The organism is Streptomyces triticisoli (genome assembly GCF_003270085.1).
GTDB classification, from domain to species: Bacteria; Actinomycetota; Actinomycetes; order Streptomycetales; family Streptomycetaceae; genus Streptomyces; species Streptomyces triticisoli.
In genome coordinates this window covers 38,710-52,791 of record NZ_QFDQ01000143.1, presented here as the reverse complement: position 1 = coordinate 52,791, position 14,082 = coordinate 38,710, and the positions used below count along the sequence as shown (strand labels likewise).

Sequence of the window (14,082 nt, the reverse complement as noted above, 5' to 3'; positions counted from 1 at the left end):
CGGCCGGCTGCGGGGCGGGCGCCGCCGGCGCGGTGGCGGTGAGCGGCATGCCGCCGCCGACGGCCGGGGCGGCGGCATGAACGGCCGGTACCTGCAGGCCGGACCCGTTGGTCTCGCTCACCAGCCGGTCCACCGCCGCCGTACCCGAGCTGTAGCCGGTCCCGGTGCCCGGCTCGGGTACGGCGGCTCCCCTCCTGGTCCCGTAGAGCACCTGTTCCAGGGCGGACACCAGGCGACGCACGTCCACCTCGGGGCGCACCACGAGTCGCAGGAAGCGGCTGGAGGAACCGATCTTGTTGCCGCACTCGCGGACCAGGATCCGGTGCTCGCTGAGCAGCCGGTCGCGGACCACGGTGCCCTCGGCGCCCACGGGCAGGCGCACGAAGAGGAAGTTGCCCTGGGACGGGTAGACCGTCAGACCGGGCAGCGCGGAGAGGTGGCCGGCCATCTCCAGGCGGTCACGGCGCACCTGCCGAAGGCTCTGCTGGTATTCCGCGCCGTGCTCCTTCAGCATGAACACCACGTGCTCGGCGAAGGAGTTGAGGTTCCACTTCGGCAGCATCGAGCGGACCTTGCCCGCGAGCGCGGGGTTGGCGACCAGGTAGCCGAAGCGGATGCCGTGCAGGCCGAAGTTCTTGCCCAGGCTGCGCAGCACGACCACGTTGGGGCGCAGCATCGCCTCCTGGACCACGCTCGGCTCGGCCTCGGCGTCGGCGAACTCCAGGAAGGACTCGTCGATCACCACCAGGTCCAGGTCGGCCATGGAGTCCATGAACTGCACCAGGGCCTGCCGGTGCTGGAAGCCGCCGTCGGGGTTGTTGGGGTTGCAGACCACGGCCACCCTGGTGCCCCGCGCCCGGATGAACTCGGCGTACTGCGCCAGGTCCAGGACGAAGCCGTTGGACTCCTGCAGCGGGAACATGTCGACCCGCTTGCCGGTCTCCATGGGCTGGTCGGTCCAGCGGCCGAAGGTGGGGACGGGGACGGCGAGGGACTCGCGCACGAGCAGGTGGTCGATCCAGGTGATGAGCTCGGTCGATCCGTTGCCCATCGCCACGCACTGCGGGGGCAGTTGGAGCAGGTCGCACAGCTCGGCCGTGATCGTGTCGGCGCCGGACGGGTAGTACGTGATGATCTCCCGCAGCTGCGCCGCCATGTCCTGGAACATCTCGGGCGTGGGGAAGTACGGATTGCACGGGATGCAGAAGTCCACCGGCCCGGCCCCGTCGCCGCCCTCCCGCGTCAGCGCCGCCATCGACGGACTGTGGGCCGCGGTGCTGCGGAACAGCGAGGTGACGTTGTCGGCCATGGGACCTCCGTGTGGGGCGGGCCCGGTGGGGACGGCCGGGCCCGTCGTCTCTGGGTGGCCCGCGCGGGGGAGCACGGGCCACCCGTGGATACGGAGACGGACGCGATGTCGTTCAACTCATGTGTGAGAACTGTGACTTCGGGGTAGGCGGGACCCTCACGGCTCTCACAGCCCTCACACGCCGAACGAGTGGACCGTCGTCGTCCGGTACGTCCGCCCCGGCCGCAGCACGGTCGACGGGAAGTCCGCGTGGTTCGGCGAGTCCGGGAAGTGCTGGGTCTCCAGGCAGAGGGCGTCGCCCTGGCGGTAGGTGCGGCCGCCGGTGCCGGTGAGGGTGCCGTCGAGGAAGTTGCCGGAGTAGAACTGCAGGCCCGGCTGGTCGGTGGCGATCCTCAGGGTGCGGCCCGAGCGGGGGTCGCGCAGGGTGGCGATGTGCTCGGGCCGGGCGGTGACGCCCTTGTCCAGCACCCAGTTGTGGTCGTAGCCCTTGGCCCGCACCTGCTGCGGATGACCGGCCCGGATGTCCCGGCCGATCGCCTTGGCGCGGCGGAAGTCGAAGGGGGTGCCCGCGACCTTCGCCAGTTCGCCGGTGGGGATCAGGCCCGGGTCGGTGGGGGTGTAGCGGGAAGCGGCGATCGTCAGCTCGTGGTCCTCGATCGTGCCGCTGCCCTCGCCGGCGAGGTTCCAGTAGACATGGCTGGTGAGGTTGACGACGGTGGCCCGGTCGGTGGTGGCCTCGTAGTCGACGCGCCACTCGCCGCGCCGGGTGAGGGTGTACGTCACCTTCGCCCGCAGCGTGCCCGGGTAGCCCATCTCGCCGTCGGCGCTGGTGTGGTGCAGGCGCAGGCCGACGTCGGAGCCCTCGGCGAACGGCTCGACGTCCCACACCTGTTTGTCGAAGCCCTTCGCCCCGCCGTGCAGGCTGTTGTCGCCGTCGTTGACGGACAGCTGGTACGTCCTGCCGTCCAGGGTGAAGCGGCCCTCGCCGATCCGGTTGCCGTACCGGCCGATCAGGGCGCCGAAGTACGGGCTGGACGCCACGTAGTCGTCGAGGGTGGCCAGGCCCAGGGCGACGTTCGCGTGGCGGCCCCGCCGGTCGGGGATCTCCAGGGACTGGACCACGCCGCCGTAGGAGAGGACCTTCAGCCGGGTGCCGCCGTTCTCCAGCGACCAGCGGTGGACCTTCGTGCCGTCGGCGAGTCTGCCGAACAGCTCCTTCGCCGGTTTCCCGCGCTCCGAGGGCGGGGATGCCTGCGCCGTGCCCCCGAGCGTGCTCGCCGCGATGCCCGCTGCCGCGGCGCCCGCGATGACCGTGCGTCTGTTCAGTTGCATAAGGCTCCCCTGAAGGACGGGCCCCGCCGTGTCCGGGCGGGGCCGGAGCTGACTTACGAACCGGACTTGCGCTTGTTCCACACGTCGAACCCGACCGCCGCCAACAATGCCAGGCCCTTGATGACCTGTTGCCAGTCGGTGCCGACGCTGAGCAGGTTCATGCCATTGTTCAGTACGCCGAGGACGAGACCGCCGATGATCGCGCCGAGGACGGTGCCGACACCGCCGCTCATGGACGCGCCACCGATGAACGCCGAGGCGATCGCCTCGAGTTCGTAGTTGACGCCCGCCTTCGGAGAGGCCGCGTTCAGGCGGGCGGCCACCACCAGACCCGCCAGGGCCGCGAGCACGCCCATGTTCAGGAACACCTGGAAGGTGACCCGCTTGTCCTTGACGCCGGACAGCTTCGCGGCCGGCAGGTTGCCGCCGATCGCGTAGATGTGGCGGCCGAAGACGGCGTTGCGCATCACATAGCCGTAGCCGACCACCAGCACGCCGAGCACGATCAGCACGATCGGCGCGCCCTTGTAGCTGGCGAGCAGCAGCGTGACGGCGAGGACCGCGGCGACGAGCGCGACGAGCTTGAGCGCGAACAGCCGTGCGGGCAGCACCTCCAGGGAGAACTCCTGCTGCCGGCGCCGGTCGCGCACCTCCTGCCACACCACGGCGGCGATCAGGACGGCACCGAGGAGCAGGGTGAGGTTGTGGTAGTTGGTGTTCGGACCGGCCTCCGGCAGGAAGCCGTTGCCGATCTTCTGCAGCCCGCCCGGGAACGGGCCGAGGGTCTGGCCCTTGAGTAGGATCTCCGTCAGACCGCGGAAGAGCAGCATCCCGGCGAGGGTGACGATGAACGACGGGATGCCCAGATAGGCGATCATGAACCCCTGCAGGGAGCCCGCCGCCGCCCCAACCAGCAGGCACAGCGCCACGGCCGCCGGCCACGGCACATGGTGACTGACCGTCAGCGCCGCCGCCACCGCGCCGACGAAGGCGGTCAGCGAGCCGACCGACAGATCGATGTGACCGGCGATGATCACCATCATCATGCCGATCGCGAGGATCAGGATGTAGCTGTTCTGCAGCACCAGGTTGGACACGTTGCGCGGCAGCAGCAGATCCCCGCCGGTCCAGATCTGGAACAGGGCGACGATCAGGCCGAGCGCGAGCAGCATGCCGTACTGCCGCATGTTGCGACGCAGGCCGTTCAGCACGAGCCGGCGCAGACCGCCGCCGGCGGCCCCTCCGCCGCGGCCCGGCGGCGCGGGGGCCGGGTTCCTGGCGGTCACGTCCGCACTCATCGCGTCACCTCTTCGTCCTGCGCGCCCCTCATGCCCTGTGTGCCCCGTGTGCCCTCTGTGTCCTGCATGTTCTTCGTGTTTTTCGTCATGTGACGCATCAACACTTCCTGGGTGGCCTCGGCCCGCGGCACCTCACCGGTCAGCCGCCCGGCGGCCATCGTGTAGATGCGGTCGCACATGCCGAGCAGTTCCGGCAGTTCGGAGGAGATGAAGACGACCGCCTTGCCCTGGGCGGCCAGTTGGTCGATGACCGTGTAGATCTCGTACTTGGCGCCCACGTCGATGCCGCGCGTGGGCTCGTCCAGGATCAGCACGTCCGGACCCGCGAAGATCCACTTGCTGAGGACGACCTTCTGCTGGTTGCCGCCGGACAGCCTGCCCACCGGCTCGAAGACGGTCGGTGCCTTGATGTTCATGGATTTCCGGAAGCCCTCGGAGACCTGCCGCTCCTCGTGCTCGTCGACCACACCCCGCCGGGCCACCTTCTTCAGGGCGGTCAGCGAGATGTTGCGGTTGATGGTGTCGATGAGGTTCAGGCCGTAGTGCTTGCGGTCCTCGGTGACGTACGCGATGCCGTGCCCGACCGCCTCCGCGACGGTCCTGGTACGGATCTCCCGGCCGTCCTTGAGGACGGTGCCGGCCGCGTACCGGCCGTAGGCGCGGCCGAAGACGTTCATCGCCAGCTCGGTGCGGCCGGCGCCCATCAGGCCCGCGATGCCGACGATCTCCCCGCGCCGCACCCGCAGCGACACGTCGTCGACGACCTTGCGCCGCCGGTCGATCGGATGGAACACGGTCCAGCCGCGGATCTCCAGAGCCGGGGCCGCGCCCTCCTCCGTCTCGTGCGGGGTGCGCTCGGGGAAGCGGTGGTCGAGGTCGCGGCCCACCATGCCGGCGATGATCCGCTCCTCCGTGGTCCCGGCCGCCCTCACGTCCAGGGTCTCGATGGTGCGGCCGTCGCGCAGGATAGTCACCGAGTCGGCGACCCCGCGGATCTCGTTGAGTTTGTGGGAGATGATGATCGAGGTGATGCCCTGCTTCTTCAACTCCAGGATGAGATCGAGGAGTTTGCCGCTGTCCTCGTCGTTCAGGGCGGCCGTCGGCTCGTCCAGGATGAGCAGCTTCACGGACTTCGACAGCGCCTTGGCGATCTCCACCAACTGCTGCTTGCCCACGCCGATGTCGGCGACCCGGGTCTCGGGGTGCTCGTCGAGACCGACGCGGCGCAGCAGTTCGGTGGCGTGCCGGAGGGTGTCGTTCCAGTTGATGAACCCGCGCGTGGCGTGCTCGTTGCCCAGGAAGATGTTCTCCGCGACGGACAGGTACGGCACCAGCGCCAGCTCCTGGTGGATGATGACGATGCCGCGCTGCTCGCTGGCCCGGATGTCCCTGAACCGGCAGGGCTCCTGCTCGAAGAGGATCTCGCCCTCGTAGGTGCCGTGCGGATGGACACCGGAGAGCACCTTCATCAGGGTGGACTTGCCGGCGCCGTTCTCCCCGCAGATGGCGTGGACCTCGCCCTGACGAACCGTCAGCGTGACGTCCGACAGCGCCTTGACACCGGGAAAGGTCTTGACGATCGAGCGCATTTCCAGGACGGGTCCCGCCATGGCCGTGCCTTTCGGTCAGTCGGTCGGTCGGTGGTCGGTGGATACGGCGGCTGCCTGCCGAGTCACTTCTTCAGCTCGGCCTCGGTGTAGTAGCCGCCCTTCACCAGGACCTCCTCGTAGTTGCTCTTGTCGACGCTCACCGGCTGCAGCAGGTAGGCGGGGACGGTCTTCGCACCGTTGTCGTACGTCTTGACGTCGTTGACCTCGGGCTTCCTGTCGTTCAGGACGTCGTCGACCATCGCCGAGGCGACCTCGGCGAGCTTGCGGGTGTCCTTGTAGACGGTCTGCGTCTGCTCGCCCGCGATGATCGACTTCACCGAGGCCAGCTCGGCGTCCTGGCCGGTGAGCACCGGCAGTGGCTTGGACGCGGAGCCGTAGCCGTCCGACTTCAGCGCGGACAGGACGCCGATGGAGATGCCGTCGTACGGCGAGAGGACCGCGTCGACCCGGCCGCTCTTGTAGGAGGAGGTGAGGAGGTCGTCCATGCGGCGCTGGGCGGTGGCGCCGTCCCAGCGCAGGGTGGTGACCTGGTTGAGCTGCGTCTGGCCGGACCTGACCACCAGCTTCCCGCTGTCCAGGTACGGCTTGAGGACGCTCATCGCGCCGTTGAAGAAGTACTTGGTGTTGTTGTCGTCGTTGGAGCCGGCGAACAGCTCGATGTTGAAGGGGCCCTTGCCGTCCTTCAGGCCCAGCTTGTCGACGATGTAGTCGGCCTGCAGCTCGCCGACCTTCTCGTTGTCGAAGGAGGCGTAGTGGCCGACGTTCTCCGAGCCGAGGATCAGCCGGTCGTAGGCGATCACCGGGATGTTCGCGTCGGCCGCCTCCTGGAGCACGTTGTTCAGCGACTTGTTGTCGATGGCCGCGATGATCAGGCCCTTGACGCCCTGCGTGATCAGGTTCTCGATCTGGGAGACCTGGGTGTCCGGGTCGTCCTCGCCGAAGACCAGCTTGGTCTTGTAGCCCTTGGCCTCGAGATCCTTGACAACGTTGTTGCCGTCGGAGATCCAGCGCTCGGAGGACTTCGTCGGCATCGCGATGCCGATGGTGGCGCCCTTGGCGCCGCCCGCCTTCTCCTTGCTGCCGCCCTCGCTGTTCTGCCCGCAGGCGGACAGGGTGAGGGCGAGACAGGCGGCCGCGGCTGTCGTGAGGAGGGCTGCTCTGCGGTTGCGCATGGTCATCATCCTTGATGTGGGTGCGGAGTCGGTCCGGCAGTGCGGGCGGTGCGGGGCGGGTCGGCAGTGCGGGTGCGGGGCGAAAGGGGGCGGATGCGGCGCCGAGGTGGTGTGGGGGAGCGGGACGCGCGCGTGGAGCAGTGGTGGGCCGAGAACGAGTGTGTTGGATTGTGCGCGGCTGTGTCGACTTCTGTGAAGCGTTTTTTCCGGAACGTTATGCCGGTGTTTCGAACCGGCGCAGCTCACCCGGCAGACGCGAGCCCAGCGGCGCCATGTCACCGGCCGCTCCGTGGCGCTCGAGCAGGTCCAGTGCGAGCCGGCCGCGCCGCACCCGTTCCCGGGCAGTGGCCAGGGTGACCTCGCGCATCTGGTGTCCGTACGGGTAGATGCCGGGCGCCTTGGCCAGGCCGAACTTCAGGTACAGCGGTGCGCCGCGCCGGATCAGCTCGGCGACCTCGTACATCCGCACATAGCCGCCGAGGTCGTCGGGGGCCTCGATGTACATGTCCATGGGGGCGGCCGACACCCGCCGGATCTCGGTGAGATGATCGGGCGTCAGGTCACTGGGGACGTTGATGGAGTCGGCGCCCAGGCGCTCGTAGACGGCGTACGACGCCGGGTTGACCGGGCCGATCAGCGCGGACACCTTCAGGGTGGTGCCGGCCGGGAGGATGCCCGCCGCGCGCGCCCGGTGCAGCGTCCACAGCACGCCCTCGTCGGCGACGAGCAGGCATCCCACGCCCAACTCCGTTGCCCGTACGGCGTCCTCGACGCACCCGGCGACCGCGTCGTGACCGCGGGCGCGCAGGCCCGCGCCGCGTGAGTCGGAGCGCACCGAGCCGCCGGTGTCCCAGGTGCCTCGCGGACCGGTGAACAGGCAGAGTTCGATGTCCCGTTCGCCGGTCGCCTCGACCATCTCGGTGATCTCGGCGTCGGTCAGCATCCACACGCCGCTGCCCTGGCTGATCCGGTGGACCGGCACGTCGAGCCGTGCGGACTCCTTCAGGACCACTGCCAGCGCCTCGGGGCCCTCGCACGAGGGGATCTCGGTGCGCCAGCGGCCGCCGCCCGGGAAGGAGTGGGGCGAGGCGTCGGCGGGGTCGAGGGCGGGGGCGCCCAGGCCGAGCGCGGTGAGCGCGTGCTCACCGGGCCTGCGGGCTGCCGTGGTGGAGGCGTCGGTCACAAGCTGTCCTTTGCGTTCGGTGTCTCGGACAAGGTTCGCGGCTCCGGGTGGGGAAAGGGCCCGGGGCCGCAGGGGGGTACGTCACGGCCGGAGCAGGACCTTGCCCACTTTCGGATCACCGGCTCCCACCAGGTCGACGGCGCGCGAGAACTCGGTGAGCGGGAGCTCGTGGGTGACGAGCGGAAGCGGATCGAGCAGTCCCGCCGCGAACACCCGCACCGTGTGCGCCCAGGCGTCCGGCGGCGCCCCGAAGACGGTGTGCACCTCCAGCTGCCGTACGACGAGATCGGTCGGGTCCAGACCCTCGGCGCCCGGCGCCGGGATGCCCGTCAGGACCAGCCGCCCGCCGCGCCGGAGCAGGGCGGCGGCGGTGCGGGCGGCGTCCGCGGAGCCGGCGGTCTCGACGACGACGTCGAAGCCGGCCGGGAGGGCCTGGTCCCTGGTACGGAAGTCGGTGGCGCCGAACCGCCGGGACAGCGCCTCGCGGTCGCGCCGCGCGCCGACGACCAGCAGCTCGGCCGGCGAGGTCGCCCGCAGGAACTGCACGGCGAACATCCCGAGCGTGCCCGTGCCGACCACCGCGACCCGCTCGCCCGGCCGGGCGTCCGCCTTCAGCGCGGCGGCCGCGATGCAGGCGGCGGGCTCCAGCAGGGCGGCGGCGGTGAGGTCGGCGTCCTCGGGCAGGACGTGCAGCAGCCGGGCCGGGAGCGTGAGCGTGGCGGCCATCGCGCCGGGCTGGGTGAAGCCGGTCTCCTCGTACCCCGCCGTGCACAGGGTGGTCTCGCCGGCGTGGCAGCGGTCGCACACCTGGCAGTTGCGGAAGCCCTCGCCGACCACCTTGCGCCCGACGAGACCGTCGGGCACCCCGGCGCCGACGCGCCGGACCGTCCCGGACCACTCGTGGCCCGGTGTGAGCGGGTAACGGACGTACCCCTCGGGCCGGTTGCCCTGGTACACCTCGCGGTCGCTGCCGCAGATGCCGACGGCGTGCACGGCGACCAGCGCCTCGCCCGGACCGGGGTCGCGCGGCGTGTGCGGTGCGAGCCGGTGCAGGCCGGGGGCCTCGACGACGACGGCGGTGGCCGTGGCGGCAGTGGCCGTGGCGGCGGTGGAGATGGCGTCGGTGGTCACTTGGTCCCCTTGGGCCTGCGCTGCTCCCAGCCCTCGGCCCACAGGTCGAACCGGGCCTGCTGCTGAGGGAATTCGGCCGCGGCGTCGACGTCGAGCTCGACGCCGAGACCGGGTGCGTGGGAGAGATGGAAGCAGCCGTCCTCGGGGTTCACCTGCGGGGCGCCCTCGACCACCTTCTTGATCTCCGCGTCCGCGAAGTCGTTGAAGTGCTCCAGGATCTTGAAGTTCGGTGAGGTGAAGCCGACTTGGAGGGAGGCGGCGGTGAGCACGGACCCGCCGACGTTGTGCGGGGCGAGGAGCATGTAGTGCGTCTCGGCGGTCGCGGCCAGCTTCCGGGTCTCCCAGATGCCGCCGATGTGACCGACATCGGGCTGGATGATGTCGACGGCCTGGCTCTCGAACAGTTCGCGGAACTCGATCCGGTCGTGGATGCGCTCACCGGTGGCCACCGGGATGTCGACCTTGGCGGCGATCTTCTCCAGTGCCTTCAGATTCTCCGGCGGGCACGGCTCCTCCAGCCAGGCCGGCTTGAACGGCGCCATCTCCCTGGCCAGCCGGACGGCGGTGGCGGGGGAGAAGCGGCCGTGCATCTCCAGCATCAGCTCGGCGTCCGGGCCGATGGCGTCCCGTACGGCCTCGATGAGCGAGACGGCGTACAGGGTCTGCCGGTGGTCGAGTTCGAAGTGCCCGGTGCCGAAGGGGTCGATCTTCAACGCCCGGTACCCGCGCTCCATGACCGCCCGCGCGGCCTTGTGGTACGCCTCCGGGGTGCGCTCGGTGGTGTACCACCCGTTGGCGTAGGCCTTCACCTTGTCGGTGACCCTGCCGCCGAGCAACTGCCACACCGGTACGCCGAGGGCCTTGCCCTTGATGTCCCAGCAGGCCATCTCCACGACCGCGATGCCGGACATCACGATCTCACCCGCGCGGCCGTAGTCGCCGTACTTCATCCGGCGCACCAGGTCCTCGACGGCGAACGGGTCGGAGCCGAGGACGTGGTTGGCCTCGGCCTCCCGCAGATAGCCGGTCAGCGCGTCGGTGCGGCCCAGCATCCGGGTCTCGCCGACCCCCGTGATGCCCTCGTCGGTGTGCACCTGGACGTAGGTCAGGTTGCGCCACGGCGTCCCGACCACGTGAGTGCTGATTCCGGTGATGCGCACGGCGGTTGCCCCTCAGCTGTGGATGGCTGTTCGATATTTCGTCATGCGTTCGAAATGCTGGCGCGACAGTAAGGAGGGGCTGCGGGGGGTGTCAATGGGTCCAACAGGTAACGGTTTCGGCAAGTCTCTCGATAACTCTTGCGATCCCCCACAGAACCTTCACAGAGAATCCTGGGAACGACCCCGCCCGGAACTTAGTCTTCCCGCGTCATGAACTACTGCCACCCGTGCCAGCGGCACCTCAACGGCGCCTTGGCCTGTCCGGGGTGCGGCGCTCCCGCGGAGACGTACGCCGCGCCGGTGGCCGTTGAACCCGCGGTGGCTGCCGAAGTACCGCCGGAGAGCGGCGAGTCGGAGGACGAGGCGGAGCGGGCCGATCCGGACGGAGTCGAAGGCGGAGCCAGGGCCGGGGCCGTGACGGCAAGCCGTCGCGACCGCAAGGCCGCGGCCCACCGCCGGCGCCGCCGCCGTACCCTCTTCGTCGTCACCGGCTTCGTGCTGGCCGCGGGCGGCCTGAGCCTCGCCGAACTCGGCGTCGACGCCTCGGTCCTGCCGGGCTTCTCCACCCCCGGACCGGCTGCGGAGGAGGACGACGGACAGAGCGGTGACGGCGAGCCGGCCTCGGACCCGGAGGAGACGGCCGGCCCGGCGAACGCCACGCCCGGTGCCGCCACGAGCACGGCCTCACCGGATGCCTCGGAGTCCGCGTCCCCGTCCGCGTCGGCGGACGACGAGGAACCCGAACCGGACCCGACGGAGACGGAGGGCCCGCAGCAGCCGCCGCAGGCGACGGAGGAGGGTGGTGCGGGCGGCGCGGGCGGGGACACCGGCGCCGACGGGGGCACGGGCGCCTCGAACCCCCCACCCCCGGAGGCTTCCCGGCCGGCGGACCCCCCGTCGGCCGATCCGACACCACCGCACCCCGACCCGGCCCCGACACCGACGCGCAAGTGCGACCGGTTCCTGTGGTGGTGTACCTGACCCGCGTCGGCCCCAGCGGGCGTCGACAGATGTCGGCCGGCGTCAGCCGGTCAAGCGCCCCTCGGTCAGGACGCTCCCGCCATCCGCCGCAGCAAATCCCGCAGGGCCAGTCGCTCCCCCTCCGACAGCGCGGCCAACGGCTCCCGCGCGAAGCGCAGCCCCTCCCGCAGCTCCCGGGCCACCCGCCGCCCCTCCTCCGTCGCCGCCGCCAGCTTCACCCGCCGGTCGGCGGGATCGGGCCGCCGCTCCACCAGCCCCCGCACCTCCAGCCGGTCCACGATCCCGGTGACGTTCGACGGCTCGCACTTCAGCTTCTGCGCCAGCTTCCGCATCGGCAGCGGTTCCAGCGACAGCAGGCTCAGCAGCCGCGCTTGCGCGCCGGTCAGGGCGTGCGCCCCGGCGGTGTCCTCGTAGTCCTCGTGGAACCGGGCCACGACATCCCCGATGAGCTCGATGACCTCCAGGGTCAGCGCGTCGGGACGGCGGGTGTTCGGTGCGGTGGCCATGGCGCCCAGGGTACCCGCTTGCTTGACAGTCTGAAATATTCAGGCAGATAATTATTTCAGATCCTGAAGCAAGTGAGACGAGCGAAGCGAATGAAGCGAACGAAGCAGACGGAAGGCGCTGTCATGATCAACCGCGAATGGCACCTGCTCAGCCGCCCGGTCGGCTGGCCGAAGCCCGAGGACTTCGCCCTGGTCGAGACGGAGGCCCCGCAGCCGCGCGAGGGCCAGGTCCTCGTACGCAACGAGTACCTCTCCGTCGATCCCTACATGCGCGGAAGGATGAGCGCCGCCCGGTCGTACGTGGCCCCCTACGAGCTGGGCAAGGCCATGCAGGGCGGCGCGGTCGGCGAGGTCGTCGTCTCGAACGCCGAGGGCATCGCCGTGGGCGACCACGTCCTGCACTTCGGCGGCTGGCGGGAGTACGCCGCCGTGGACGCGCGGAACGCCGTCAAGGTCGACCCGGAGGCCGCGCCCCTGTCGACGTACCTCGGCGTACTCGGCATGACCGGACTCACCGCCTACGCGGGCCTGCTGCGCACCGCCTCCTTCAAGGAGGGCGACATCGTGTTCGTCTCCGGCGCGGCCGGCGCGGTCGGCAGCCAGGTGGGCCAGCTGGCCAAACTGAAGGGCGCCGCGCGGGTGATCGGCTCGGCCGGCTCCGACGAGAAGGTCAAACTGCTGCTGGAGGAGTACGGCTTCGACGCCGCCTTCAACTACAGGAACGGCCCCGTGGGCGAGCAGCTGCGCGCCGCCGCCCCCGACGGCATCGACGTCTACTTCGACAACGTCGGCGGCGACCACCTGGAGGCCGCCATCGGCGCCCTCAACCAGGGCGGCCGCATCGCCGTCTGCGGCATGATCTCGGTCTACAACAACACCGAGCCCGCCCCCGGCCCGAGGAACCTCGCCCGCCTCATCCAGACCCGCGGCCGCATCGAGGGCTTCCTCGTCGGCGACCACTACGACCTGCAGCCCCAGTTCGTACACGAGGTCGGCCCCTGGGTCCGCGACGGCCGCCTGAAGTACCGCGAGACGGTCGCCGAGGGCATCGAGAACACCCTGGAGGCCTTCCTCGGCGTACTGCGCGGCGACAACGTCGGCAAGATGATCGTCAGGCTCTGACTCCGCGGGCGACTCCGCTGATGTCCTGGCCGATGAGGCGGCGGATCGCAGGGGCCGGCTGTCGCCGGCTTGGTGTCAGAGACATGAACCGCCGATGCCGGATCGGGCGGTGATGCTTGGCTGTGCGTTGAGCAGCTTGGTTGCCAACGTGATCGGCAGGTGCTTCTTGACGATGAACGAGGCGGTATCGGTGTCCAGGACGACGCAGCGCATCACGGCCCCGACAGCGGCGCCACCCTCCGCCGCTGGGTCCCGCGCCTGCGGGCATCCGATCCGGCCCGGCATCGTGACCGTCATGGCCGAAGGCATGGTGAGGGTCCGCCGCTCCGCGTTCGACCAGGTCGGCGGCTGGCCCGGTTCCTTCTTCCTCTACCACGAGGGAGTCGACCTGGCCCGGCGCCTGTGGAACCGCGGCCACCGCGGCTCCTACGTGCCCAGCGTGATCGTGCACCACCCCGCCACCCACCCATCCCGCCATGCGGCCTTCCACCGGCTCAACGCCCGCAACCGGGTCTGGCTCGCCCGCCGGCGCCTGCCCCGTCTCCTGATCCCCGTCAATCTCGCTGTCCGGGCCGCTGTCACGGAGGGCCTTCGTGGGACGTGCGGGGCACGGGAGCCGATGAGCTGGAACACGGTCGCCCGCCTGACCCGTGCCGGCCGACCTCCCGCCTTCTGAATCACCACACGGTCCTGAGACCAGCCGCATACGCGACAGGCGTGAGCGACCTTCCCGAACGGCTTCGTGCCACCGGCCGACTCCGGGCGGTTCTGACCGACGGACAACGTCGTAATCACGGCAGGTGCCGGGACGCCGAGGTCGTGGCTCGGACGCGGCGTTCAACTCGGCTGTGCGTCATGCCGTGAGTGGGGCGGCCCGATTCTGGGCCACCCCATCACGTTCGGCGATCGTGTCAGCCGTGTCCGTGTCCGTGCCCGTGGCCGTGCCTGTGGTGGCGGTCCCTGTCCTTCCCGTGCCCGTGGTGGTGCCGGGGCCCGTCCTCGCCCCCGTTCCAACGATGGTGGTCATTCGAGGCGTACGCACCGGCCGCCGCCGGCGCGGCGGCGCTGGCAGCTCCAGCACCACCTAGCACCACGGCGACTGCCACGCCGAGCGCGGCGGCAAAGCGGGAAACACGCATAGCGATCTCCTGTCACAGCAGACGCCTGGGCGCCTGGATCGATTGGACACGGCAACAGTTGCCCCAAGCGGGCACCGGAAGCCGCGGGCGCGCCCACAAAGACCCTCAATGAGGTGGAATTTCCAGAAGGCCCTCGAAC

Annotated in this window: 11 protein-coding genes and 1 pseudogene; 3 read left to right on the top strand and 9 right to left on the bottom strand. The window is 70.2% G+C overall.

Annotation, left to right across the window (positions count from 1 at the left end):
• The 8 genes from DEP02_RS19945 to DEP02_RS19910 all read right to left on the bottom strand — a co-directional run.
• Positions 1-1,309, bottom strand: a 1,309-nt coding sequence (locus DEP02_RS19945; protein WP_112469047.1) for a pyridoxal phosphate-dependent aminotransferase, incomplete at its 3' end; no start/stop codon positions are given.
• Positions 1,310-1,483: 174 nt separating this feature from the next.
• Entirely contained in the window at positions 1,484-2,641 is a 1,158-nt protein-coding gene (locus DEP02_RS19940) for an aldose epimerase family protein (protein WP_112469046.1), read from the bottom strand.
• 53 nt (positions 2,642-2,694) lie between these two features.
• A complete protein-coding gene (gene mmsB, locus DEP02_RS19935; RefSeq protein WP_112469045.1) occupies positions 2,695-3,939 on the bottom strand; it encodes a multiple monosaccharide ABC transporter permease in 1,245 nt (414 codons plus the stop codon).
• On the bottom strand, positions 3,936-5,549 hold the full coding sequence (mmsA, locus tag DEP02_RS19930; protein ID WP_112469044.1) for a multiple monosaccharide ABC transporter ATP-binding protein: 1,614 nt from the start codon (positions 5,547-5,549) through the stop codon (positions 3,936-3,938). Before mmsA ends, mmsB begins: the two co-directional genes overlap by 4 nt.
• Positions 5,550-5,611: 62 nt before the next feature.
• Positions 5,612-6,721, bottom strand: a complete 1,110-nt coding sequence (gene chvE, locus DEP02_RS19925; protein WP_112469043.1) for a multiple monosaccharide ABC transporter substrate-binding protein — start codon at positions 6,719-6,721, stop codon at positions 5,612-5,614.
• A gap of 214 nt (positions 6,722-6,935) precedes the next feature.
• Positions 6,936-7,904: a hypothetical protein gene (locus tag DEP02_RS19920; RefSeq protein WP_112469042.1), complete on the bottom strand. Its 969-nt coding sequence runs from the start codon at positions 7,902-7,904 to the stop codon at positions 6,936-6,938.
• 81 nt (positions 7,905-7,985) lie between these two features.
• Positions 7,986-9,035 carry a zinc-dependent alcohol dehydrogenase gene (locus DEP02_RS19915; protein WP_232839199.1) on the bottom strand — a complete coding sequence of 350 codons (1,050 nt, stop codon included), beginning with the start codon at positions 9,033-9,035 and terminating at the stop codon, positions 7,986-7,988.
• Entirely contained in the window at positions 9,032-10,195 is a 1,164-nt protein-coding gene (locus tag DEP02_RS19910; RefSeq protein ID WP_112469041.1) for a mandelate racemase/muconate lactonizing enzyme family protein, read from the bottom strand. Before DEP02_RS19910 ends, DEP02_RS19915 begins: the two co-directional genes overlap by 4 nt.
• A gap of 210 nt (positions 10,196-10,405) precedes the next feature.
• Between DEP02_RS19910 and DEP02_RS19905 the strand changes: the two genes are divergently transcribed.
• Positions 10,406-11,176: an SCO2400 family protein gene (locus DEP02_RS19905; protein WP_198668499.1), complete on the top strand. Its 771-nt coding sequence runs from the start codon at positions 10,406-10,408 to the stop codon at positions 11,174-11,176.
• A gap of 65 nt (positions 11,177-11,241) precedes the next feature.
• Here DEP02_RS19905 and DEP02_RS19900 read toward each other — a convergent pair whose 3' ends face one another.
• Positions 11,242-11,682 (bottom strand): MarR family winged helix-turn-helix transcriptional regulator, encoded by a 441-nt coding sequence (locus DEP02_RS19900; RefSeq protein WP_112469039.1) that lies wholly within the window; start codon positions 11,680-11,682, stop codon positions 11,242-11,244.
• A 123-nt stretch (positions 11,683-11,805) separates the two neighbouring features.
• On the opposite strand from DEP02_RS19900, the gene DEP02_RS19895 reads away from it, so the two are divergent.
• Both DEP02_RS19895 and DEP02_RS19890 read left to right on the top strand, forming a co-directional pair.
• Positions 11,806-12,804: an NADP-dependent oxidoreductase gene (locus tag DEP02_RS19895; protein ID WP_112469038.1), complete on the top strand. Its 999-nt coding sequence runs from the start codon at positions 11,806-11,808 to the stop codon at positions 12,802-12,804.
• Between the two features lie 219 nt (positions 12,805-13,023).
• Positions 13,024-13,480, top strand: a pseudogene (locus tag DEP02_RS19890) (glycosyltransferase family 2 protein); the annotation flags it as partial.
• Between the last annotated feature and the right edge of the window lie 602 nt (positions 13,481-14,082).